The organism is Halodurantibacterium daqingense (assembly GCF_042666235.1).
Taxonomy (GTDB): domain Bacteria; phylum Pseudomonadota; class Alphaproteobacteria; order Rhodobacterales; family Rhodobacteraceae; genus Halodurantibacterium; species Halodurantibacterium daqingensis.
In genome coordinates this window covers 1-23911 of sequence record NZ_JBHTFQ010000021.1, presented here as the reverse complement: position 1 = coordinate 23911, position 23911 = coordinate 1, and the positions used below count along the sequence as shown (strand labels likewise).

Genomic DNA, 23911 nt, shown 5'->3' with positions numbered 1-23911 from the left:
AGCCGAAGCCGAGGCAAACTTCTACGCCGCTCTGGAAACTGAAGCCATGGCCGCGTAACTAAAATCAACCAGCCTCCGGCAAACCCGGCGCGGTTCAGTGGCGTGAATGCAATCGTTGGGGTGACTGCTGTTAAGCAAGATCTTGTAATCTCTGCGTACAAGCCAAATGGCGGACTTGAGGAAAGGTTCACCAAGAATCTTAACAAAGAAGAATCGGTCTGGGATTTTGTAAGAACCCATCTTGGATATCTTCCAGTTGTCAAAGTTCGCGCTGGAGAGTTGGAATTTATCAATGAACGCGATCCGCGGATTATCTTCGATAGGATGGTGGCGTGGTTTATCCGGCATGATGCGCAGGTGCCCCTGTCGAGTGCGGAGTTCCAAGAAAGGCTGCGCTTCTTGTTCCCTGAGCGAGATGGGATGATTTTTCTTCCCGAACAAGTTGCGGAGTATGAAAGACGGCGTGCCCAAGTTGCGCAAGCACCTCAGATGGAAATGTTCGTTGTAGATGAGCGTAGCGCGATTGATTGGTTGGCGGACTTTCTCAAGAAACGTCCTTCAACTTACCAAGATCTACAGCCTGAGTTCATGACTCAGTTGGGTGCTGGCTGGAAAAAGCACGAAACTCGGCCCGAGCTTTCGGCGCTGCTGGAGGACAACTTCCTGCGCTACGATGGGTCAGCCGACGTGCCCAGCCAGATCCATACCTACCTGTCCTCGAACTTTCATGACCTGCGGAACCTCGAGAAGTCCGACCCGCGGCTGAAGGCCAAGGCCAAGGATCGCTGGTTCGTGCCCGACCCGAACAAGGCGCAGGACCTGGAGAAGAAACGCGAGAAGGCGCTGTTGAAAGAGTTCGAGGAGTACCGCAACGCCTCCGGCCGCAAGCTCAAGGAGTTCCGCCTGGAGGTCTTGCGTGCAGGCTTCAAGGCGGCTTGGGCGAGCAAGGACTACCAGACCATCGTCTCCATCGCCAACAAGGTGCCCGAGGACGCCCTGCAGGAAGATGAAAAGCTGCTCTTCTGGTACGACAGCGCCCTTACCCGGACAGGGGGCTAATCGGTGGCGGATGGCGGTGTCAGCTTTGGCGTGGGTGAATGGTGCTGGCATGCGCGGCATGCTGCACCCTGCCGCGTTGTGGACCGCGAGACGGTCTGGGGCGAGACCGCCTATCGCGTCTGGCTGCCCGGCAAGGATGCCGTCGTCCGGGCGCGTGCACACGACCTAGGTCCGCTCGACGCTGTTCAGCCATCCGTCGACCAGATCCTACACACGGCAGCCTCGGCAAAACTGCTGGACGCGCTCGAAGACAACCTGCTGTTGGCGCCGATCCAGTCCAGCGTGGTGCCACTTCCGCATCAGCTCTATGCGCTCAACCGCGCCATGAGCCGCGACAGGATCCGCTATCTGCTCGCAGATGAAGTCGGCCTCGGGAAGACGATCGAGGCCGGCTTGATCCTGCGTGAGCTGAAGCTGCGCGGCATGGCTCGGAGGATCCTAGTTGTCGCGCCCAAGGGGCTGGTTCGACAGTGGCAGGCCGAGATGCGTCTGCATTTCGGGGAGCAGTTCACTTTCGTTGAACCGGCAGAGCTGTCCGCCTTTCGGCAGTGGCGGAACGACGAGGAGAACCTCTGGCGCGTGCATGATCAGGTGATCTGTTCGCTGGATTCCGTGAAGCCCATGGAAGGCCGACGCGGCTGGAGCGTCGAGCAGCTTCAGACCTACAACCGGGAGCGGTTCGAAGACCTGATCTCCGCCTCGTGGGATCTGGTGATCATCGACGAAGCCCACCGGATGGGCGGCAGCACGGATCAGGTCGCGCGGTACAAGCTCGGTGCAGCTCTGGCCGAGGCGGCACCCTATTTGCTCCTTCTGTCTGCAACGCCCCATCAAGGCAAGACAGACCAGTTCCACCGTCTGATGCAGCTGCTTGATCGGGACACGTTTCCGGAGGTGTCGAGCATTGCCGCTGACCGGGTGCGCCCATTTGTGGTCAGGACGGAGAAGCGGGCAGCTATCGATGCGGAGGGGAAACCCCTCTTCAAGCCGCGCATGACCCGTTTGCAGCCCGTCGCCTGGCAGGATCGGCACGCAGCGCAGCAGGGGCTTTACGAAGCCGTCACTGAGTACGTCCGTCATGGTTACAACCAAGCCATGGCGGCGAAGCAACGCCACATCGGCTTCCTGATGATCCTCATGCAGCGCCTCGTGACCTCGAGCACAGCGGCGATCCGCACAACGCTGGAAAAGCGATTGCTCGCGCTGGAAGACGATCATGCACAGCTGAAGCTTTTCCCCGCCGAGCGTGCAGAGGACTGGCATGAGCTCTCGGGTGAGGATCAGATAAACCTGGCGGTTGCGTTTGAAGCGCTTGCTGACGAACGCAAGGATGTCGAAGCCCTGTTGTTCCTTGCGCGCGAGACCGAGGCACAGGGAACCGACGCCAAGGCGGAGGCCTTGCTCGAACTGATCTACAAGATCCAGCAGGAAGAGAACGATCCCGACCTCAAGGTCCTCGTGTTCACTGAGTTTGTGCCCACACAGGCAATGCTCGCCGATTTCTTGGAAAGCCGCGGCTTCTCGGTTGTGACCTTGAACGGCAGCATGGATCTCGAGGCGCGGTCGCGTACCCAGAAATCGTTCTCGCAGGACGCCCGCATCCTGATTTCCACGGATGCCGGGGGCGAAGGCCTTAACCTGCAGTTCTGCCATGTGATCGTGAACTTCGACATGCCGTGGAACCCCATGCGGGTTGAGCAGCGGATCGGCCGTGTTGACCGGATCGGACAGCCGTTTGTAGTGCGCGCCATCAACTTCGTGCTCGAAGACACGGTTGAGTATCGTGTTCGCGAGGTTCTCGAGACGAAGCTGGCCGTCATCGCTGAAGAGTTCGGTGTCGACAAGGCGGCCGACGTCATGGACTCGGTCGAGGCAGAGCCGCTATTCGACGAACTTTTCGTCAATGGCCTGCAGAACCCTGATGCAATCGAAGCCGACTGCGAGACGGTCGTGTCCCAACTGAGGACGGCCATTGCCGAGCACAACCAGAGCAGTCAGCTTCTATCCGGTGGACATGAGCTTGATGCGGCGGAAGCTCGCAAATGGCGCGACCATCCTGCCCAGTTTTGGCTCGAGAGAGCCATCACGTCAGGGCTGCCAAGTCGTGGTGGCCAAGCCACAAGAGAAGCTGATGCATGGCGCGTCCGCTGGTCCGGTGACGGTGAGACAAGCTCGGTCTGTTTCGACGCCAGGACCGCAGAGGGGCGCCCCGACCTGGAGTGGCTCACACTCGAAGATCCCAGAGCTCGCGCCTTGATTGCAGATTTGCCTCGCTGTGTCGCGGGGCAGAACATGCCCTGCGTCCGGATCTCAGGGCTTCCTGAGACCGTCAATGGTGTCTGGTCACTCTGGGAAATCATGTTGTCGGCAGATGACTTTAGCCGCCGTCGCTTCCTGCCGGTCTTTATCAGTAACGAAGGCCGGGCGTTTCAGCCGACCGCGAAGCGAATTTGGGATCTGCTGCTCACCGAGCGCGTAGAAACCATTGGCAGCGCGACTTCTTCAATCAGCGCAGAGCTATTTGGAACGTCGAAGGACGCAGCGGTCGTCCAGGGTGAGAGGGTGTTCTCCGAGCTGGTCGACGAACACATGACCCGGCTACAGGAAGAGCGGGACCGTGCAAACTACGCATATGAGGCACGGCGGCAGGCGATCGGTCGGGTCGGACTTGCGACGGTGCGCGACTATCGCAAGAAGCGGTTACAGGCAGAGCATGATGCGCGACTGGCACGCTTGGACGTTGCTGAAGCCTTCGTTCCGGATCTGCACTGCGTTCTCGTCTTGCGCGTCGGTAAGCAGGCGGACGCAAGCAAATGACCCCCTGGACGGAACGGATACTTCAGGCCTTTCCCGAGGACCTCTCATCGTTCTGGATCGCAAGCGATCCCGACAACCTCCTGCTGGATGAGAACATCCTCCGGGTCTTGCGAGAGCGTGGCTTTGAGGTGCTCCCGTTTGAGGACTCGATCGCATTTCGGGTTGAGTACGAAGAACGCTACCGTGATGCTTGGGACCGGGGTGCCGAAGGGGCCAGCAAGGCGCTCGTTCTGCAATTCCAAGGAGCGGATCTGAACTTTCTACCGTGGGACTATCTTCGGCATGCACGAAGGGTTGATCTGAGTCTTGCCGATCTGATGCCGAAGCTGAATGCCAGCGTCATCCGGCAGATCGATAGCACCGACCTCGAAAGGCTCTTCGCCGCCCACAACAGTCATGCTTCTCAGGTTCTCGGCGAGAGTATGACGAAGGAATTCCTTCTGACGCATCTATTCGAGGTGAATCCTCACCTCATGCGCAAGCCGGAAACCTTCTGGCGCGAAGCATTTGGGTTGCTTTATCGCGGCGTCGTGTTGCCCCCCGTCCTTGCTCAGTATGTCGCCAAGATCTTGACGGACTCGGTCTTGGGGTCTTTGCCCGTCGAGGGTCTACTATCTTCGAAGAGCGCTATGGCCCGCACGGTACAAGCGGCATGGGGCCGTTTTCTGGAAGAGCGGGGTGTCGAGGTCGAGCATGCAGATCTCGAGCCAGGGTCTCAAGCAACCACGGTTGTCGACATCCCATTTGATCATGCAGACATTCGCGTCATCGTTGATACCCTCTTCCTTGAAGGTGCGCTGCAGCCAGTAAACGCGCGAACTGTGCCGGCAACATTGCCCGATTGGATTAGGTTGGGTGCTATCCAAAGCCCAACCAGCCTGCGCGATCTGGTTGAGGGCGGCATTAGGTCGGTTGCTGCGAAGCTCCCCGCATCAGAGGCGACGCACCGGGACTGGACCGACGCCGCAAAGCGGTTGGCTGAGACCATCTATCGTTTCCATGAACTGCCGAGCGAAGATGCGGCAGCCCTTCGGCCCGCGATGCGTGCGCTGCAACTCGAGGCGGACACGCGACTGCGAGAATGGGTGCAGCAGCGGTTTCAGGATCTGCCATCTTTGCCTGTCGCAAAGGCGCCCGTCATGGTGCACCACATCCCGAGATACCTGTCGATGCGCAGGAACGCAGGCGAAGAAAAGATCGCTCTTCTGGTGTTTGACGGGATGGCACTTGATCAGTGGGTGCAAATTCGAGAGTATCTTAGCGCGCGCGCACCGGACCTGACGACTGAAGAGAGCGGTTGCTTTGCATGGCTTCCAAGCCTCACTTCCGTCTCACGACAGGCGCTGTTCTCAGGGTTGAGACCTCGTGAGTTTCAGGCGTCGATCGAAACAACCGGTCAGGAGCCTTCCCTTTGGAACCGTTTCTGGATGGAAAATGGGCTGCGCGCTGCGGAAGTCTGTTATCGCAAGGCCATCAAGCGAACCGAACAGTTGTCCGACCTTGATGCCGCTATTTCCAGCCCATCGATCAAGGTTGCTGGTATCGTCGTCGACATGATCGACGAGCTGGTCCATGGTGCCATGCTTGGAAAACGTGGGCTGTCGGGCCAGATTCGGGAGTGGTGCGAAACCGGCTTAGTCGAGAAGCTGCTGAACCTTCTGATCAGCCGGGGTTTCCAAGTTTACCTGACTGCGGACCATGGGAACGTAGATGCCGATGGCATCGGTCGGCTCAATCAAGGCGTGATCAGTGAAGTGAAAGGGGAGAGGGTTCGGACCTACCGCAACGAGACGTTGGCAGGGTCTGTTCCGGTAGATATCGACGCTTTTGCCTTCGGAGGGCCTGGTCTGCCGCCCGATTTTCTTCCGCTCTATGCGAGCGGGCGCGGGGCCTTCGTGCCCATCGGCCAACAGGTTGTCGCTCATGGAGGGATGTCGGTAGAGGAGCTGATTGTGCCCTTCGTGAAGATCGGGATTAGGAAAGAAGAAGATGCAGCCTAAAGCTCCTCAGATTGGTTTTGACCGCTTTATCCGCCTCGACTGGGCGGAAGCCGCGTTACGGGTTCGCTCGGATGCTGCTGATATAGGCGAACTCGACCAAATCCTTACGGTGTCTCACGCTGGACTAGAGGCAAAGAAGAAGACGAGAACGGTACTGAACCGTCTCTGGCTCGAGCCGCGCGAAGAGCTATCAGACTTGGCCGATAGGGGCGTCGGCATTTTTCGCAAGGTAACCGATCCGCAGGTCGCCGCTCTCACCTGGGGCATGGCGTTGGCGGTCTATCCCTTTTTCGCGAAGGTTGCCGAAATCGTGGGTCGGCTGACGTCCCTTCAAGGCGATTGCACCACGGCGGAAGTCCACAGGAGGATGGCCGAGATTTATGGCGAGCGAGAAGGCACTCGCCGCATGACAAATATGGTCCTTCAGTCGCAGGTTGACTGGTCGCTCCTTGGGAAGAGTGAAAATGGCAAGACGCTGACCCGGAAGCCACCAATGACTCTGCAAAGCCCTGAAACAGTCCAATGGATGTCTGAAGCGCTGCTGATGCATGTAGGCCGCCCGCTCACTCTCGACGGGCTTTCCGGTCAGCCAACGATGTTTCCCTTCTCCTTCGGAGATAATCTTGGCTATATGCTCTCGTTGTCCGAAGCATTTGATGTACGGGCGGACAGCGCAGGCACCCGCATTGTTGGTTTGAAGGCCCGCTAGTCTGACGCCTTTTCAGCCGTTTGGTGGGATTTCCTTGCCGACCTTACCGATCTGGGGGAACCACGCGGCGTTCAGGTTGGGAGAGTGCCAGCCAATACCGCGTATGCCGACGCTCGCCGGTGCGGTTGAGCGCGCCCATCTCCACTAGGTCCTGCAGATCGCGGGTCGTGGTGGCGCGTGACGTGCCGGTGATGGCAATGTAGTTCTCGGCGCTGAGGCCACCTTTGAACCCGTCAGGCCCCTCGCGGAACATGCGCTCGATCACCTTAGCTTGTCGCTCGTTCAGTCGACCACGGAATTGGTCGTAGAACTTCGCCTTGGCGATGAAGAAGGCGACCCGCGTTAGCGTCACCTGCTGCGCCTTCAGAACGATCTCGGCGAACCAGGTCAGCCAGCCGGTGACGTCCAGCGTTTTCTGGTGGGTCTCGAGCTGATCGTAGTAGGCCTTCCGGTCGCGTTCGATCGTGTAGGACAGCGCGATCAGGCTCGGCTGGCCGATGTTCTGGGCGAGGGACTTTTCCGCCAGGGCGCGGCCGAGGCGACCATTGCCGTCCTCGAAGGGGTGGATGCTTTCGAACCAGAGATGCCCAAGCGCCGCACGGGTTAGGGCCGGCAGGGGCGTTGGACCGTCTGGTGCCGTTCTGTTGAACCAGTCGACGAACACGTCCATCTCGCCTTGGACCTGCGCGGAGGGCGGCGCTTCGAAATGCACCGTCGGCCGGTCGATGCGACCGGAGACGATCTGCATCGCGTCGGCATGCCGCCGGTAGGCTCCGATGGTCTCGATGCCGCGGTCATGTGCCAGGAGCATCCCGTGCCAGCGGCCGAGGGTGTCGTGGGTCAGAGGTTCGGCGTAGGTCGAGTAGACGTCGACCATCATCTCCGCGACGCCCTGTTCCCTGGGCTTAGATGGCGCGTCGTCAGAGCTCAGACCGAACTGACGGCGCAGGGAGGATTGCACGCTGGCCCTGTCCAGCACCTCGCCTTCAATGGCGCTGGTCCGCATCGCCTCTTCACTCAGAAGTTCGACGCGTAACCTGTCGCGTTCGTCGGCGGTCACATGGCGGACGGCACCAAGGATCTCGCCGGATGACAGCAGGAACTGCCGTTCGAAAGGCTCGACAGCGGCGCTGTCAAAGCGGAAGTTCGGCCAGTCTGCGTGCGTCCAGTTCCAGCGCATGAGCTATAAAATCCCTTTCTATAACTCACACTAGTGAAGAAACATGATTTATGGAAGCGCGCTCTATGCATCACGTCTAGGGCTCGAGCTGGGGCGTACAGGCGCTGACCCACACATAACGCTGCATTTGTGCGGGTATCAGGCCGCGGCCGAGATGGGTTCGTAGCGCACTTCAGCCTTGGCGGTGTCCAGCCAGGCGGGCTGCAAGTCGCCGTTGTTCCATTGGTAGAGGTAGCCCACCAGCGTGTCGGTTTTCTTGCAGAGGATGCGCATGATCGGTTCGCCTGTGAGGCGGGTTTCAGGGGACATGACGCTCTCCTCTACTCGGACCTCTGCACCAGGGAAAAGGAGGCCGCTCGTTCTGAATGGGGTGTTAAAGATTGGTTTCTGCAACTGCAAGGCGAAGACGTGCCTTCGGGGAAAATGTGATCGGTGGAATTCAAGATGTCCTTTTAGACAAGTATGTTACGAGACCTCACCGTCATGCGGCACCGCAGCAAGCTCGGCGATTTCGTCCAGGATGGCGTCGATTTCGGCCCAGACACGGGACTCCAACTGCCCGCGGATCAGGGTCCACTTGCTCAGCACGTCCAGCGGGTCGTGGGCGCGCAGGAGGGCGGTCACGGCGCCTGCATCGACTGCCAGCGAGGTGCGTGCGCGCCATTCGGTGATCCGCGTGCGCCGCTCCTCGGCGGGAGGGATGAAGTCGGGCCCGAGCTCCCAGTTCTTCACTGCACGGCGCAGGGCGGCGCGGATGACATGGGCCGGATCGACGCCGCAGTCGATCAGGGCTTCCTCCTGCCGTTCCAGCGCGTTCACCCGGATGTCGATCTTGCGCGTCGTCGGACTGCGGCGCGGGCGGGTGGGAGATACCATGGCCCCGGATGCTGGACGCCCGGCCGTCTCCGGTCTGGACTGAGGAGTGGGCGCAGGCTGCATCCTTGGTGGCAAACCAGAGTGACCGTCCAAGACCACAGGCTCGACGTTTGCAGCCTCTGGCATCGTCTCAGCTCGCCGAACCTCTTCCCTTCCCGGGTCTTCTCCCACCTCTGGCCGCAGGGATGCAGCATAGGCGGGGTCGGGCCGCGTGATCGTCGGGATCTTCTTCCTCACCGCCCTGCCCTCACGCGGCCAGGATGTTGTTGAGGATGTCGGTCGCCTCTTCGAGAGCCTCGACCACATGGCGCACATGGGGGCGCATGAGGGGGTTCGGATCGGCCTGTTTTTGCAACGCCACAGCGTGCAGGAGGCCCTTCTCGTCCATCTCCTTGTAGACGTTCCGCCGCATCATCACGGTCTCGACCACCGGAAACCGTGCGATAGCCGCCTCGATGAGGGCAGCATCGGCACGGGTGGTCTTGGGGTCGACCATGTTCAGGACCACGTGGTGGCGGGGCAGGCTGTCGGGGTCATCGACGCGGGCGCGGAGCTTTTCGAACCAGTCGGCGGTCTGCGCGCCGACATCGAGATCCGAGGTCGAGAGCATCACCGGTGTCACGATGTGATCGGCGAGAACGGCGATCCCGTCCGACCACTCGGCCCCGACGCCCGCGGTATCGATGAAGATGAAATCCGCCGAGTCCGCCGCATAGACCTGCTCGATCCGGCGATCCACTGCTCCCACGCTCTCGACGGTTGCCGAGCGCAGCAGGGGCGATCCCAGCCCCGCCGCTTCAGCCCGCTTGTGCCAGGTGCCGAGTACACCCGTGCTGTCGGTATCGATCAAAAGGACGCGACGCCCGGCGGCAACGGCGGCGCTGATCAGAGCGCGCGAGAGCGTGGTTTTGCCACTCCCCCCTTTTCGGGCCATCGCAGCGATCACCACGAGATTGTCGTTCGGCATTGGGGGCGGACCTCTCGCAAGAATAGTGAAACGCAACAAAGATGTTTCTGTGTCGCTAACCTTCGAGCGCGACGGCGTCAAGCAGAAGACGGGATGCAGGTTCCCGCAGGCGGAATGCGGGGCGCATGGTGCGTCCTGCATGGGACGGAAGGCACGCTGCATGGGACACCCGACGTCAACCCCTCTGCGCGATGCAGTGCCCAGATGACGCGGGACATGCGACGGGCGCCATTTTCCGCGTCGCAGGAAACGCGACGCATTCTGCATTGGACGTGAACCATCCGGCACCACGCGCGATGCAGGCGGCACATACCATCGGGCGCTCGCCAGAGGACGTGCTGCAGGGCGCGCAAAACGCCGTCCAAAGGACGCGATGCGCGGTGCAGGCAACGCAGGACGCGTTGCATTGAGCGCCTTGCGCGCTGCATTTGCCAAAGGACGTCAAATCGGCCTGCCGGGCCGATTTTCTACATTGAGTACAAGCCCTTGGTGCCTTCTCCGCTTGTGTTGGGAGAAGGCGGGCTTGTACGAAGTTGGCAAGAAATAGGAACGTATACTTCACATGGGCAGCAGTCGCAGACTGACCGATCAGGAGCGCCGTCAGATCGTCCGGGAACGGGCGAAAGGTGTGTCGGTCAGTGCGATCAGTGCAGCACTGAAGGTCTCGCCCAAGACCGTCTACAACGTGCTGAGCCGGGGCCGTTCCACCGTCTCGGCCAACGACAGCCGCACCCGTGTGCTGACCCTGCGGGTTACCGACCGTGACCTTCGCGGCTTCGATGCGGCTCTCGCGCGGCGCGGCATTGCCCACCGGTCAGACGCCATGCGCTGCCTGATGCTGGCGGCCGACGATCTCCTGCGCCCGGATCACGGCATGGCGGATGAACTGAAAGGGATGAGCGCGGCGCTGAACCGGGTCGGGAACAACGTGAACCAGGTCGCGCGCCGCCTGAACGAGGCAAAGCTCAAAGGGGAGCGTCTGCCCTATACCCCCGCCAGCCATGCTGAAATCCGCGATCTCGCCGTGCTGGTCTTCGACATGGCCGACCAGATCCAGGAGATGTTCCGTGCGCGCCGCCGGACACTGGATATCGAGGTCACCCGAGCGCTCGCCGATCTGGCGCGGCAGGACACGGAGCAGGTGGCCGAGCATGGCGCGGAGTGAGGCGCGCGGCGTCAGCCCCGCCCTCTTCGATCGTGATTGGAGCCGGGTCTCCGGCAGTTGGCAGGGGCTGGCCAAGAAGGCGCAGATGGTCCGCGCCGCGCGAGGCTACTCGCCGGCCATCTTCAAGCCGATCTCAAAAGGCGGGTGCCACACCGGTGCGCAGCTGAAGGCCCAGCTGACCTACCTCACCTCCAAGTCGAGCCATATCCTCGACAGCCGCGGCACGCATGACGGCAAGAAGACCCTGACCGAGGCCGAGATAGATCGGGTCGTGCGGCGCTTCGAGAACCAGTGGGGCGAGCGGCACAGCCCGAAGCTTGGTCATACCTCCCATCTGCTGATGGCCTTTCCCGTCGGCACCAGCGGCGACGAGGTGCGCGCGATCACCGAAGCTGTGTGCGAGCGGTTCTTTCAAGGTGAGGGGTCGCAATTCGACTATATTGCTGCAATACACCAAGATCGCGCGCATCCACATGTGCATATCGTTCTGAACCGCCGCAGCAAGGATGGCGAAATGTTCTTTCTCGGGAAGGATCACCACTTCAACTACGACGCCTTTCGGGCGGCGATGGTCGAGGCGGCGCAGGTCCACGGGATCCGGCTCGAGGCGACACGGCGTCTTGACCGGGGGGTCACGACCTACCGCCCCGAGATCGACGAGGTCTACAAAGCCCGTGACGAAGGCCGACCGCCCGTCGAGCGCCAGCGCACCGGGGCTGATCTCGCCGCGGCCCTGCAGACGGTAGCGCGCAACGCGCTGACCTATCGGGGTCTGGCTGCCGAGGCGTCCCGGTCGAACTTCGATGACGTGGCCGAGGCGCTCGAGCGGGCCAGCACCATCCTTGCCAGGGGCGGTCAGATCCAATCTGACGGAGCCATCTACATGTCCCAAATTGAGCCAGCGTTCGACACGCTGATCACCGAGTTTTCTCAGAACATCCGTCAGATCGAAGCGGCGATCGACCGGGCGCCGGCGGCCGAGAGGCCGGAGATCGAGCGCAAGCTCACCGATGTGCTGGCCTCGGTCGCGCATCTGAACCCGCTCGGGGATCGTTCGGCTGCACTTCTCGACGCACCATCCCGGGATGGGGTCTATGCGCGGGCCAACATGCGCGAGGGCCAGATGGGGCGTCTCGACGACGACGCGGTGAAAGCGCGCCTCAGCGAGGCGCTGCAAGGTACGGGCATTGATCCCGAAGCTGTAGCCGCCCGCATGCGCGAAGGGGCCGGCAATGCCGCGCTCGAACGGCAATGGCTTGCGCAGGATCTGCGCGCCATCGCCAAGGCCGGCGATCTCGATCTGGAGAAGGGCGCGGACCGCGAGGAAGCGCTCGACCGGCTGGAAGCTGTACATGTCCGCCTGGGCGACACCCTTACCGAGGCGCGCATCCTTCGGGCCGTCGATGAGGTGGATGAGACCGACGGTGACACGGTTGCCTTGGCGGAACGCGTGACGCTGCCGGAGCGTCCGCGCGCGATAGGCGAGCCCGACATCTTCGCCCCATCCGAGCGCCGGGATTTCCAGGAGCTTGTTGCGCAGTTCCGCCGGACGGATTTCGACCATCCCTTCTCGGACGACCCAAGCGTGCGCCGGGCCGGTGCCGTTGAGGTGGAGGAAGCCCGCGCCGCCTTCACCGCCTTCGCGCAGCGGTCACCCGATCACGCCGAATTGGCCTCGATGGCCTGGGACAAGATTACAGACAGCCGCAAGCCACAGGAGTTCGCTGTCGAGGAGAAAGACCGCACGCTCCACGCCGGCGACATGGATCTGGCCCTGCGCGATCCAATGCAGAATCTTGGTCCGATCACGGAAGACGACCGCACACTCGCGCGCTACCGCGCTGAAATGCCGGACGAGGAGTTCGGGACGGCCGTGCAGGAGGAAATCAACCAGCTGCGCGCCATGGGGGCCTCGCGCGCCTATATCAGCGAGCGAAGCTTTGAGATCGAGGATCAAGCGCGGCAGGACTACGCCGAACGGCGCTTCATGGCTGAGACAGCCCCTGATGTGTTGACCTTCCTGCAGCGGGCAGAGGCCGAGGACGTGGAACCTTTCACCGATGCGGATGGGCAGCGCCTCGTCGCCCAGATCGACCGCAACCTCACGCCGAACTCGGTGACGGCCCTGCGCGCGGGCCACGCCGATGTGCTGGAGAAGTTCACCGAGCACCCATTACGGCAGTTGGAACTCGCCAAAGCCTATCTGGAAAGCAGCGAGGTGATGGCCCATGGCCCAGCCATGGAGCGGGTGCTGGATGCCCTGGCTGAGGAACAGATCGAGGCGCAGCGGGCGCGTCACGCAGCGACGTATGGCGAGAAGGGGATCACCCATGGATAAGGGCAAGATTGCGGGCGGGATCCTGAGCCTGACACTGATTGGCCTCGCCATCGGCTATGTCGTGGCAACAGGCTACCTGACCATCCGCTATGGCCTGTCGACGAACGCCTTCGACGTCACCCTGCTTGCGCGCGAGTACCGAGCCCTCGGTGTCAGCGCGCCGCGGGACTTCCTTTGGGTGAACCTGATCCTCGCAGGCTTTGGGATCGCCGCCCTGATGCTGAGCGTGACGCTTCTCGGAGATGCCCTGACGCGCTTCGGCACGACGCATTGGCAGACCCGGGGCGACATGAAGCGCAACGGCTTTCTTGCCAAGCCGGGCGGCGGCTTCCTTCTCGGCAAGCTTGGCTCTCCGAAATCGAAGCGCTCCTTCCTTGTCTCGAAGACTTTCCCGCATGCGCTGATCGTGGCGCCCACGGGTCGGGGCAAGGGCGTGGGCTTCGTGATCCCGAACCTGCTCACCTACAAAGGCTCGGCTGTGGTGCTCGACGTGAAGGGCGAGAACTTCCGCGAGACGTCTCGTTTCCGCGCCAGCATGGGTGACAAGGTGTTCCGATTTGCGCCGACCGACTGGGATCGGCCGACCCACCGCTACAATCCGCTCGCGCGTATCGCCGCCATGACCAACCCCGACCGGCAGCAGATGGAGCTGAAACTCACCGCCAAGCTCTTCCTGCAGACCGACAACGAAAAGCTGAGCGGGCTTCTGGCTGGCGGCATCGATCTCTTCGTGGCGGCCGGCCTTCTGGCCTTCGAACGCGCTGTGCCGACCATCGGCGAGATCTACCGCATCACCGCCTCGGGCGGTGACAAGCAGAAGGAATACCTCAAGCGCGCACAGGAGGTGAAGAACACCTCGGCCAAGCTGATCTTCGAGCGCATGGCCTCGACCAACAACGACACCCTGACCTCGTACCTGTCGCTCCTGATGACCTCGGGTCTCGACACCTGGGACAACCGCGCCATCGACGCGGCCACCGCGACCTCGGACTTCTCCTTCCGGGATATCCGACGGCGGCCCCACGCGATCTACCTCGTGGTCGAGTCCGAGATGATCCGCCCGCTGGCCCCATTGATCCGGCTGTTTTTCTCGGACCTGATCGCCTCCCTGCAGGCGCAGGAGCCGGGCGACGACGAGCCGTGGCCGGTGATGATCATGCTCGACGAGTTCGACCGGCTCGGGAAAATGCCTATCGTGGCTGAGAGCATCAAGACCTTGCGCTCTTTCGGCGGCAACCTCGCCATCGTCACCCAGACCATTCCGGCGCTGGACGAGATCTATGGCGAAAACACCCGCAGGTCGCTGCAGGGCGGTGCTGGCGTGAAGCTCTACCTCACCCCGTCCGAGCAGAAGACCATCGAGGAGCTGAGCCAGGCCGTGGGCAAGACCACCAAGCGCGTGGTGACCAGGTCGCGTGCTGTCGGGCGCAACCCGTTCGAGGGACGCAGCGTCTCCGAGCGGACAGAGGACACGCCGCTCCTGACCGAGGACCAAGCCCGCCGCATGGATCTCGACGAGGTGATCCTTGTGATCGACGCGCAGATGCCGATCCGGGCGCGGAGGATCAAGTATTTCGAAGACCCTGCGCTGAAGGCGCTGCATGCCAGTCAGGCGGGGAGCTTCCCGTATCCGGATGAGGATCGGCTTCGGCGGGATCGGCAGATGACCGAGACCCGTGAGACGGTAGAGAAGCTGAAGCAGGAGCTGCGGGAGGTGAGGGCTGCTGCAGGGGCGCAGGGGTCTGGAAATGCGTCGGCGGTTACCGATGAAATCCCTACAACGGAGACGACAGCTTCAAGCGCTGCGCTTTCGCGTCGCGCACGAGGGCGCGCTGCCCGCGCCGAAGTTGATGTTGGCGTGACCGGTCAGTTGTCGATCGATCTGGCTAAGTTGGGCCTCGGCAAGGCCGATGGGACAGAACTAGCGAAGGCAGTTCAGACGACGCGGGCCATCATCGCCGAGTATACTTGATCGGCCCGTACACACTGTTCACGGGCGATTTTGGCTATGTTGAGGCGTTCCCAAGCGAAGATCCGACGCACGAGAAATACGAGGTGCAACGCCGGGCACTTAAGGCCCTTGGCGTACTAGGATTCTCTTGGGTCTTCGCGGCCTGTGTTTTTTGGCAGATACTAACCTCCAAGTCCCTTGGTCGCCTGTCGCAATCCCCACACAATGGCTTGGTATGAGCTGGTATCCGCACGGAACGGGATACTCACATAAATCGCACCGTCAACTTGGGGGGTGACGTCGATACCACGATCGACGAGCATATCAAACCAGATGTCGGCGATCGTTTCGAACTCTTTCAGGCTTTCCCACTGGCCGTAGCGTTCCCAGAGTGCCCTGTGGGAATCTCGGAGACGCACGAAGAATGGGGCAAACCAATGTTCCTTGAGTGCGGCGGATATCTCTGGTGAGTCTGTTTCGGTTTCCTGCTCTAGACCATCGGCAGTGCCCAGCACGTACGAGGCGTATTTCATTAGGCTTCCGATATTGCGCTGAGCTTCGATCAGAAGAGCGTCGTAATCTGCGTCATGGCGACACTTCAGAATGGCTTCGCGCACATTATGTCCGGCCTCAGCAAGAATTTTCAGAAAAACGCCTTGATAGTTTTCCGACGGCGCTGCTCCGAAGCCGGCCGAAATTCGGCAGGCGGCATATTCGTCCCACGATGCCTCTATTACTTCTAAGCGAAGCCCCTCAAACCAAGTCTCGGGTCGGTAGCGTAGGATCTTGTTCGGAAATTGACGATCCTTGACGGCATTAATTTCGACATGCGCACACTCATGCGCAATGATGTGAACGGCCTCTTGGCACGCTTTGCTCTGGGGTTCGTCGAGAAGTCCTTCTAAGAACGCCGCATTGAACAGGATATGCGATTTCAGAACACCCTCTCGCAGGACGGCTGGCGTCATGGCTACACCGACACCCCAGTCTTTGCTGGCCATCAGGACAGAGTTGGTTTGCACACCACGGTCTAGTTCTTCTAGGGCTTGGGAGTAGTCATAGGCCAAAGTCACGCCGTCCAGAGTTTCGAGATCCATGTGTTGACCGAAAATCTTGATAAGCCCTAAGACATTAGAACCGATCACACGAGCGTCCTCTTCTCGGGCGTAATTTCTGGCTGACGCCGAGAGACTCGATGGCGTGGTTGTCTGGGGCTGTTCGGACATACTGCTTTCCTGCCGTTGCTCAAAAATTTGGTGTCACCTTTTCCTCGATCCGCAAATGTCTCGGAGCTGCCCCGCGGTGACGCAACATCAGAACCGGAGGACGCGATCGGATATTTCACGATAGGAAGTCGAAACTGGCTGGCGGAAGGTTCCGCGCGAGGCCACGGGCGCGCAGAGAAGCGTCGGCGCCGCAGTAACCGGCCCTGAGAAGCAGGCGCTGTTCGTCAGGCGAGAACGGGTTCAGGCGGGTCCGCAGAGAAGCGGCAGCCATAGCCTCCTCAGTAGTGAGCGGCAGAGCGTCCGGCACTGCATATTGGGCTGATGCCGCATCGATACTCCAGTACGCCACCTGGCGTTGCCCCCCATTGGCCATGCCGAACAGAATTCGCCTTCGGGAGTGCTCGGCCTGCTGCTGAATCAGACTGAGGGTACGGAACATCTGGCCTATCCAACGCCCGCTAGGGCGGCCGACTTCCGGGATCGTGCGGCCCGCATTGCTCACGAAGATGGTCCGGCATCGCTTCCAGACTCGTTCAAGGCCGAGATTGTCATAGATGCCGCCGTCGGCAAGAACAGCTGTCATGGTGAACGGCTCCCGGTGCAGGTCGGCTCCGGCCGTGGGCTGGACGGACTCGCCCGACAGGTCGATGTGCACCGGCGACAGGATCGGCGGGAAGGCCGATGATGCCGCGACAACGCGCGCCAGCGAAATCACCGGTCTGCTGATCATTCCTACGCGGTAATCGGCGGCATAGCTCTTTCCGAAGCGCCAGCCGCTGCCGGTTTGCAGATTCGTAGCCATAAAGGTGAAGCGCGGGAAATCGGTGATGTCCTGCAAGCATGCCCCGTGGAAGAGATATCGGTCATAGGCGCGAACAAGGCTGTCGGCGGCGGTGCAGCCCGGCAGGAGGCCGTAGAGCGCGGCCTTGATGTCGATGCCCTTGCCCGAAAAACGCAGCAAGGGCAAAACGAAGACGTCATCGAAATTGACCGCGCGGTTGTTCTCGTCAAAGCGCAGGTCTGGCCAGCGCAGCGCCAGTAAACCGGCGGTGATAGAGCCGCCGGAGACGCTGGCAACCTCGCCCAGGCGTGGTAGGAAACCGAGCTCGTTGAGGCGAATGAGTGCGCCCGTGTGATAGATCATCGCGCGGTAGCCCCCGCCCGAAAGGCAAAGACCAATGGTGTCATCGAGCTTGCGGGCCTGCAGGAAATCGACTTCCGAGGAATGGGCCGCGAACAGGCTCTGAATGTCCTGCGCTACTGTAAGATCGTTCATACGGCATTTCCATTGGTCGTCAGGCGACCTCTGCCCGCAAGCATCACGCTGAGCTGACCGTAGTCACCAGCAATCGCCATCAGAGCGGGAACACCCTCGCTCTCTAGCTCATCCGTAAGCCAGCACAATTGTTGGATATCTGTCGAGCTGGGGCGGGTCGATGAGCCCCTTGGATGGGAATGCCATTCGCCCACGTAGCGGAGCTGATGCAGAGAGCGCTCCGTTGCTTCCTTAACGGCGGCGGCAAGGCCGAACACGCCGCGCTCAAAGGCGGTGACACTGCCGGAGCTGTCCCGCGGCGCCGGTAGAGCCGTGACGATGTGCACGGAGCGACGGCATGTGTCGGTGATACCAAGCAGCACGCCGCCAGTTTCGTGCGGCAGGCGCTCTGTGCGCAGTGCCGCCATCTGACCGGCAAGGCCCTCGTCATAGGTTACAGTCCAACTGCCGAGCGCGATTTTCTGGACCGGCAGTGCCGGCGCTTCCGCTAGGCTGACGCTGTGATCGTCGGCGAGGGTCCAGACGCGCACAACTGGGTCATCGCCGGAGAGCGCATCCACAATGGCTTGAGACGCAATAGCGCTCATCTGCGCCGCCCTGCTGGCGGGAATACGGTTGGTTGCGGCGCGGCAGGAGCCGCTGTAGCGCACGCCGCTTTCCGTCTGCAAGTGATGCGCCAGCGCAGGGTTGGCCTGGATCAGCGAGTGGTATTGCGCTTCGAGATCATGCAAGGTGATCGCGCTATCGCGCCCTTCCACCAGAAGGATCACCGCTGTCCCAGCGGGGTTAAAAAAAACTGACAGGCGACGCGCCCCAGGACGCGGCAAATCGGCGAGCCGACGTGAAACGGCGACGGAAGCAGAGGCGTCGATAATTACATCCGCCTTGGCTATCGCTTCGTCCAGCTTCGCCGCGAGTTCAATTGGTGGGTTCAGAAAGTTTGCTTCCAAAAAGGTGACGGGGTCGTCAAGCAGGGCATGGATGCGATGGGCTAATCCGACGACCTTGGGGCGACCAACATCTATGGGGTACAGGGCGTGACGAGCAAGGTTGTGCGGCATCAGGTGATCGTCGTCGACTATCGTCCACTGAAACCGGCCCTCACGTGCCAGGTTGATGGCCAGCTGCGACCCCAGCGACCCTGCGCCGATTAGTACGCAGCGGCGGGTGTCGGGCTGGGTCTGTCCGCTGATCGTCGCGCCTGCTGCCCGATCGAAATCCAGATGGACGTCGGCCGGCTCGATAGAGAGGGTGGGGACGATCGCGCCCGTGGCCATACCGACCAGCCGAACATAGCCGCTGCCAGAGCCCACGTTGCTCTCGTTTCGTGCAAGGGCGCCGAGCGCGATACCGAGATCTCCGACGGTATCATGAGTGATGAATGCGCGCAGGTCATCTGCTTGCCGACCATCATGACCAGTAACCGGAAAAGCGATGACAAGCGCAATACGTGCCTGAAGACGTCGGACGGCGGCGGAATCTACGCCAGCCCATTCTATCACGCGCTTACGAAGTTCTGCGGCAAGATCAATGCCGCACGCAAGCAACTGCTGCGCGAGCACATCGAGTGTCTGCGGCGCGTGTTGCAGCCGTCGCATGCCTTGGGGGGCTGCGCGCATAGGGATAACCACGAACATGGGATCATTCTTGTTGCTGCCGTGCTTTACGATTTCGGTGACAATGATCGTCGCATGCTCGGTACGCATATGTCCGACCAATTCGGCTGGCTCATTGGTCTGCATCAGAGCACCCGTCGGGAGAATGATCTTTGCGGGGTTGTGGAAGAAGAGGGGCTCCAAAGGTTGTGCTGGGTCGTGAAGCTCGCCGCGGGCGGCTTTCGCGAGCCAAAGCTGGACGCGACGCATAAATTCGGCCGGCGTGAACGTAAGTTGCGCTTCTGCCCACGGCCGGTCGTCGACACACAGGGCGCGCGGCATCTCGTCCGGCGTCCAGTTCTGGTGCATGGTTTCGGGGAAGTCAGGGCGTAAAGCCAGAACCGCCGGCTGCATTCCCGTCGCTCCGCAGACCAAGGCTAGAGGTTCCACGCTGAGGACAGGAACGGCTAGGTCCTGAGGCCGTTCAACCTCAATTTCGAGGTGAAGAGCGGCCACTGCTCCATCATCGGTTTGCCGTGTTCCGACAAGAGTGACGGCCGGCGCACTGCCAGAAAGGATGTAAGCAATGACCGCCCGTGCAGCATCTGGTATCACCGCATCCGATGTCACCGGCTGCCCAAACGACGACCACCAAGGATGAAGAGCCGCTGTCATCCTCAGCCCGCCCGCGCCGGCGTAGCTATGATGCTGGCCGCGCCGGCCACAGCCGAGACAGTCAGGAGTTGCGCGCCGCGGCTCGTAATCTCAATGCTGAGAGGCTTCGGCCTAGCCGTCGATGGCGATTCCATCGTAACCTTGAACGAGCCATCTGCGCGACGCGCGACTGCCTTGTAATAGTTGCCGGCCTGCCGATGAGGGGGCTGAACATCGGCGTCTTCGGAAGTCCCCTCGAGGGGCATCGGCTTGCTGGTAGACACCATGATATGGCGATCACGCCCCTGCGTCTCGCAAAGCCACTCGACATGTTCGGTGGGCTGGGTTTCGTCCTCGCCCTTGGTCCAGCCGATCGCCGTGTAGGAGCAGTGATGGGGGACCTTGAAAATGTCCCACAGCAGGCGATTCTCACGCCCGTGACGCTTTGTTGTCAAGACAATCTGGTCGATGGAGTCTGCGTGAATGTCGGACATAAAGAGCGCGTAGGTCTCGCGGCCGCCTTCAAGGAACGTTGCTTGGAAGACGACGCTGTCTTGGTTACGATCAACAATCCCGTTCTCGTTTTGACGCCAGCCGAAGGGGCTGTGGATGAAGAATTCGGCTTGCTCCGACCCGTACTTGGAAAAGCCGGGAACGTACTGGCCCGCATCGGTGATCAGGTGGGCCCGGGACTCAAGCGAAAGCCCCTGCTTCGCGAGCCAGTCGGCCAGTTTTTTGGGTCGGGAAAAGACGCGGATGCCGTAGCCCTGCCGCAGCCGATGCCGTGCTTCCTGCCGGACAATCCGAGCGCTGTCTTCACAGCCATCCTCAAGGATAGCGGCAGCTGGAACCCACAGTTCCTTGATCTTGATGCGACTACCGCCCTGATATTTTGCGGCGTGGTCGAGCCAAAAGAAATCTCCTGCTCCACAGCAGTGGTCGTCGTCCAGATGTGTAAAACAGACGACGTCATAGTTGTCTCTGTTTGCGGCCCGCAGGTCCGCCTTGAGTTCAACCGGGAGGTCAATCCGCTTGTCAAAGGGGTCATCTTCATTCCTCATATCGGCATAGTCGACCAGCATCTTCTTGCCGTCGGCAAAATCGATCCTGGTGCAGTCGGCATTGCCAAGCGGGTGGAACGTCAGCTTTGCAGTCATGTTCTGTAGTCCTTGTGATTGAGAACCCCCGCACGGCAGAGCAGAGCCGCCCCTGGAAGCGGTTCTGCTCCGTTAGCCCTTAGGCGGGAAAGGGTCGTTTCCGTAAGAATTGGAGTCCCGGATGCGGCCGTCCGGACGGTGGATGATGACCTCTCCGCGTTCGCGAACAGCGGTTTCGCGCGCCGCCATCCTTGCATCTGCCTGCGTATCGTGGGTCGATCCAACTCGTGACGCGCCTTCGCGGCGTGTCGCCCAGCCCTCCCCGTAGGGCACCACGTGAATTCTCTTCGACACTGTTGGTCCTCCGACTGCTTCCGGGCATCACGCCCTATCATTATGGATTCCCAGTCCAGCGTCTCATGTCAACTGTTAATCACATTATCACGTTTACATTAAGCACAGAGTGTTTGTGATGTTGACATTCCCAAGGAGAGGGCGCAAACATCACACATGGCAGGCGACGCTCTCTATAAGGCTTTTGGAAGCGCGGTTTCGACCCGCCGGAAGGCGCTTGGCCTCACACAGGCGGACCTGGCGGGTAAGGTGAATATGTCGCGCGCTTCGATCGCCAACATAGAGAGTGGTCGGCAGAACGTTCTGCTGCATCACGCTTACGCGCTCGCCGCCGCGCTCGATTTCGCCAAAGTGGCAGAACTGTTGCCGTCGATGCCGCAGAAAACTTTAGGGGAGGATCTGAAGATGACGCTTTCAAATCAGGCGCTATCGAGGAAAACGCTTTCACAAGACGCCGAAGCTCAAGTCGCCGACCTGATTTCGTCCGCATTGCAGCCGCGACGCGGTAGGTCCTGATCATGGCCGACGCAGATACCGAACGGGCGCGAAAATTTGCACGCTCGATTTTGCAGGAGTTTGGTGTGTCGACGCCGCCAGTCCCGGTGGAGCGAATTATTAAGTCACGAAAGATCGCCCTCCAGTACGCGCCTCTTGATGAAGACCTGTCGGGCATGGCTTACATCAAGGATGGCGTAGGTATCATTGGCGTAAATGCGCTTCACCACCCCAACCGGCAGCGGTTCTCGGCAGCCCATGAGCTTGGCCATCACGTGCTGCACGCTTCTGAGATCAGTCAGGCCGTCCATGTAGATAAGGGCATCCGTGTTCTGTTTCGGAATGATGTTTCGGCTCTCGGAACCGAGCCGATGGAAGTCGAGGCAAATGCGTTCGCTTCGGAACTGCTGATCCCCGAAGATCTTTTGGCATCAGTCCTAGAGGGAGAGGGAGTAGACCTTGAGGACGAGGCTGCGATCGAAGCTTTAGCACGTCGGTTCAGAGTAAGCCCTGCTGCGATGCGCTTTCGGCTTACCCGCTGGTAACACGCCCGTGAGCTTTGTCTTTTTCGATACCGAGACGACAGGGCTTAGGCGCGGGTTTGATCAGATCATTCATTTCGCGGCAGTTCTTACCGACGCAAATCTTAACGAGGTGGCGCGCTTCGAAACGCGCTCGCGCCTGCAGCCGCATGTGCTTCCTCATCCCTTGGCGATGCATGTCAACGAGCTCCCCATTGAACGGCTGACCGACACCAACTTGCCGTCGCACTACTCGATGGTGAGTGATATTCACCGGACCCTCATGTCGTGGAGCCCGGCCATCTTCGTTGGCTTTAACTCTATCCGATTCGACGAAGAGATGTTGCGGCATGCACTCTTTCAATCCCTATATCCGGCCTACCTGACCAGCAATCATCGCAACTGCCGAGCTGACGCCCTTAACCTGCTGATGGCAGTTAATGCTGTGTCGCCCGAACAGCTTATTGTTCCAATCGGCGAAGAGGGGCAGCAGACATTTCGTCTGCATCATCTGGCTTTGGCGAATGGTGTCGCCCATAACCACGCGCATGACGCCATGTCTGATGTACTTGCTACGGTCGATCTGTGCAGGCTGGTTTACCAGCGGTCTCCGGAGCTGTGGCAGCGGTTTGTTCGCTTTTCGAACAAGGCGACCGTTGCGGATTTCGTTGAAGCGGAAGATGGTTTCATACTAACCGAGTTCTTCGGCGGACGGGCTTATCACGCTCCGGTCGTCTGCATCGGTGTCGATCCAGACCAAGCCAACGGCCGGATTTGTCTGCACCTTAATCAAGATGTCAGCCAGCTTGCTGCAATGAGCGACACCGAACTGCAGGATTATATATCTCAGAAGCCCAGTCCGATCCGCCAGTTCAGGGTCAACGCATCGCCTACGCTTACCGCATTCTTCGATGCTCCACAGCACATGTTGGATGGCGGGTTGATCGATCACATTGAGAACCAAGCTCGGCGTATAAAGGCGGACGCACATCTATGTGCGCGGCTACTCACTGCTTATGTCGCCTCCCGAGAGCCATATCCACTGTCGCCTCATCTCGAGCAACGAATCTACAACGGTTTTCCAGGGCCGGATGACGAGAGGCGCACGAGGGATTTTCACCAAGCCTCATGGCCGAATCGCCTCACTATTGTGCAAGAATTGGAGGACGAGCGCCTGCGTTGGTTTGGATTGCGCCTGATGTATTCCGACGCCCGCGAAGTTCTTCCCGCGACAATAAAGGCCGAGATCGAGCATCGCTTGGCAGAACAACTGGCGGGAGACGGGTCCGGCTGTCTCACATACGGCCTTGCTCTAGCCGAAACGGAAAAGCTTATTGAGGAAGGAGCAGACCACGTCGGCATCCTCTCTCGATACCGTATCTATTTGCAGGATCGTAGCGCACGGGCTGCGGCCTTGAGCGCGCAAAAGGTTCGTTGAGGCTAGCGGTTTCGTGACCCGTTCGAACGACCGCTTTCCTAGCCGCCTGCGATAGCCACGCCGCATCGCCCGCAGCCTGCTTTCCGCCCTTCGCATCGTATCCGTCCGGTCTGACTGGCGTTGACTTATTGAGGTGTCCAGTTCCAGGGCATCAGTTCGTCAATATGGGGCATTTTGTGATCTGCGACGCGGG

General features: G+C 60.5%; 19 protein-coding genes. 10 read left to right on the top strand and 9 right to left on the bottom strand.

Annotated features, from left to right (window positions below; genetic code table 11):
- The first annotated feature begins 102 nt into the window (after positions 1–102).
- Genes ACFQXB_RS19845 through ACFQXB_RS19830 form a run of 4 tightly spaced genes read left to right on the top strand, consistent with a single transcriptional unit; the run spans position 103 to position 6585 of the window.
- Positions 103–1059, top strand: a complete 957-nt coding sequence (locus ACFQXB_RS19845; protein ID WP_377406953.1) for a hypothetical protein — start codon at positions 103–105, stop codon at positions 1057–1059.
- A 3-nt stretch (positions 1060–1062) separates the two neighbouring features.
- Positions 1063–3876, top strand: coding sequence for a DEAD/DEAH box helicase (locus ACFQXB_RS19840; protein ID WP_377406952.1), 2814 nt, complete (start codon positions 1063–1065; stop codon positions 3874–3876).
- Positions 3873–5876 (top strand): BREX-3 system phosphatase PglZ, encoded by a 2004-nt coding sequence (gene pglZ, locus ACFQXB_RS19835; protein WP_377406951.1) that lies wholly within the window; start codon positions 3873–3875, stop codon positions 5874–5876. Before ACFQXB_RS19840 ends, pglZ begins: the two co-directional genes overlap by 4 nt.
- Positions 5866–6585 (top strand): hypothetical protein, encoded by a 720-nt coding sequence (locus tag ACFQXB_RS19830; RefSeq protein WP_377406950.1) that lies wholly within the window; start codon positions 5866–5868, stop codon positions 6583–6585. Before pglZ ends, ACFQXB_RS19830 begins: the two co-directional genes overlap by 11 nt.
- Before the next feature lie 43 nt (positions 6586–6628).
- Here the strand turns inward: ACFQXB_RS19830 and ACFQXB_RS19825 are convergent, their stop codons facing one another.
- From ACFQXB_RS19825 to ACFQXB_RS19810, 4 genes are all read right to left on the bottom strand, one after another.
- Positions 6629–7765, bottom strand: coding sequence for a Fic family protein (locus tag ACFQXB_RS19825; protein ID WP_377406949.1), 1137 nt, complete (start codon positions 7763–7765; stop codon positions 6629–6631).
- A 138-nt stretch (positions 7766–7903) separates the two neighbouring features.
- Entirely contained in the window at positions 7904–8074 is a 171-nt protein-coding gene (locus tag ACFQXB_RS19820) for a hypothetical protein (protein ID WP_168172811.1), read from the bottom strand.
- Between the two features lie 156 nt (positions 8075–8230).
- A complete protein-coding gene (locus tag ACFQXB_RS19815; RefSeq protein WP_377406948.1) occupies positions 8231–8641 on the bottom strand; it encodes a hypothetical protein in 411 nt (136 codons plus the stop codon).
- A gap of 247 nt (positions 8642–8888) precedes the next feature.
- Positions 8889–9770 (bottom strand): ParA family protein, encoded by an 882-nt coding sequence (locus tag ACFQXB_RS19810; RefSeq protein WP_377406947.1) that lies wholly within the window; start codon positions 9768–9770, stop codon positions 8889–8891.
- Positions 9771–10170: 400 nt separating this feature from the next.
- Here ACFQXB_RS19810 and ACFQXB_RS19805 point away from each other — a divergent pair, with 400 nt between their 5' ends.
- Genes ACFQXB_RS19805 through ACFQXB_RS19795 form a run of 3 tightly spaced genes read left to right on the top strand, consistent with a single transcriptional unit; the run spans position 10171 to position 15083 of the window.
- Entirely contained in the window at positions 10171–10773 is a 603-nt protein-coding gene (locus ACFQXB_RS19805) for a helix-turn-helix domain-containing protein (RefSeq protein WP_377406946.1), read from the top strand.
- A complete protein-coding gene (locus ACFQXB_RS19800; RefSeq protein ID WP_377406955.1) occupies positions 10760–13111 on the top strand; it encodes a relaxase/mobilization nuclease domain-containing protein in 2352 nt (783 codons plus the stop codon). The genes ACFQXB_RS19805 and ACFQXB_RS19800 overlap by 14 nt, the downstream gene beginning before the upstream one ends.
- Positions 13104–15083 carry a type IV secretory system conjugative DNA transfer family protein gene (locus ACFQXB_RS19795; RefSeq protein ID WP_377406945.1) on the top strand — a complete coding sequence of 660 codons (1980 nt, stop codon included), beginning with the start codon at positions 13104–13106 and terminating at the stop codon, positions 15081–15083. The genes ACFQXB_RS19800 and ACFQXB_RS19795 overlap by 8 nt, the downstream gene beginning before the upstream one ends.
- A 161-nt stretch (positions 15084–15244) precedes the next feature.
- On the opposite strand, the gene ACFQXB_RS19790 is transcribed toward ACFQXB_RS19795, so the two are convergent.
- The 5 genes from ACFQXB_RS19790 to ACFQXB_RS19770 form a co-directional block, all read right to left on the bottom strand.
- Positions 15245–16288, bottom strand: a complete 1044-nt coding sequence (locus ACFQXB_RS19790; protein WP_377406944.1) for a hypothetical protein — start codon at positions 16286–16288, stop codon at positions 15245–15247.
- A 115-nt stretch (positions 16289–16403) separates the two neighbouring features.
- The gene (locus ACFQXB_RS19785) at positions 16404–17564 is read right to left on the bottom strand and encodes a patatin-like phospholipase family protein (protein WP_377406943.1); all 1161 of its coding nucleotides are present in this window, start codon (positions 17562–17564) and stop codon (positions 16404–16406) included.
- A complete protein-coding gene (locus ACFQXB_RS19780) occupies positions 17561–19834 on the bottom strand; it encodes a ThiF family adenylyltransferase (RefSeq protein WP_377406942.1) in 2274 nt (757 codons plus the stop codon). Before ACFQXB_RS19780 ends, ACFQXB_RS19785 begins: the two co-directional genes overlap by 4 nt.
- 2 nt (positions 19835–19836) lie before the next feature.
- On the bottom strand, positions 19837–20970 hold the full coding sequence (locus ACFQXB_RS19775) for a hypothetical protein (protein WP_377406941.1): 1134 nt from the start codon (positions 20968–20970) through the stop codon (positions 19837–19839).
- 72 nt (positions 20971–21042) lie between these two features.
- A complete protein-coding gene (locus ACFQXB_RS19770) occupies positions 21043–21243 on the bottom strand; it encodes a DUF2188 domain-containing protein (protein WP_377406954.1) in 201 nt (66 codons plus the stop codon).
- A 177-nt stretch (positions 21244–21420) separates the two neighbouring features.
- Here ACFQXB_RS19770 and ACFQXB_RS19765 point away from each other — a divergent pair, with 177 nt between their 5' ends.
- From ACFQXB_RS19765 to ACFQXB_RS19755, 3 genes are read left to right on the top strand one after another with little or no spacing between them, the layout of a single operon-like run.
- Positions 21421–21780 (top strand): helix-turn-helix transcriptional regulator, encoded by a 360-nt coding sequence (locus ACFQXB_RS19765; RefSeq protein WP_377406940.1) that lies wholly within the window; start codon positions 21421–21423, stop codon positions 21778–21780.
- Positions 21781–21782: 2 nt separating this feature from the next.
- Positions 21783–22304, top strand: coding sequence for an ImmA/IrrE family metallo-endopeptidase (locus ACFQXB_RS19760; protein WP_377406939.1), 522 nt, complete (start codon positions 21783–21785; stop codon positions 22302–22304).
- Positions 22305–22311: 7 nt separating this feature from the next.
- On the top strand, positions 22312–23718 hold the full coding sequence (locus ACFQXB_RS19755; RefSeq protein WP_377406938.1) for an exonuclease domain-containing protein: 1407 nt from the start codon (positions 22312–22314) through the stop codon (positions 23716–23718).
- Positions 23719–23911: the final 193 nt, after the last annotated feature.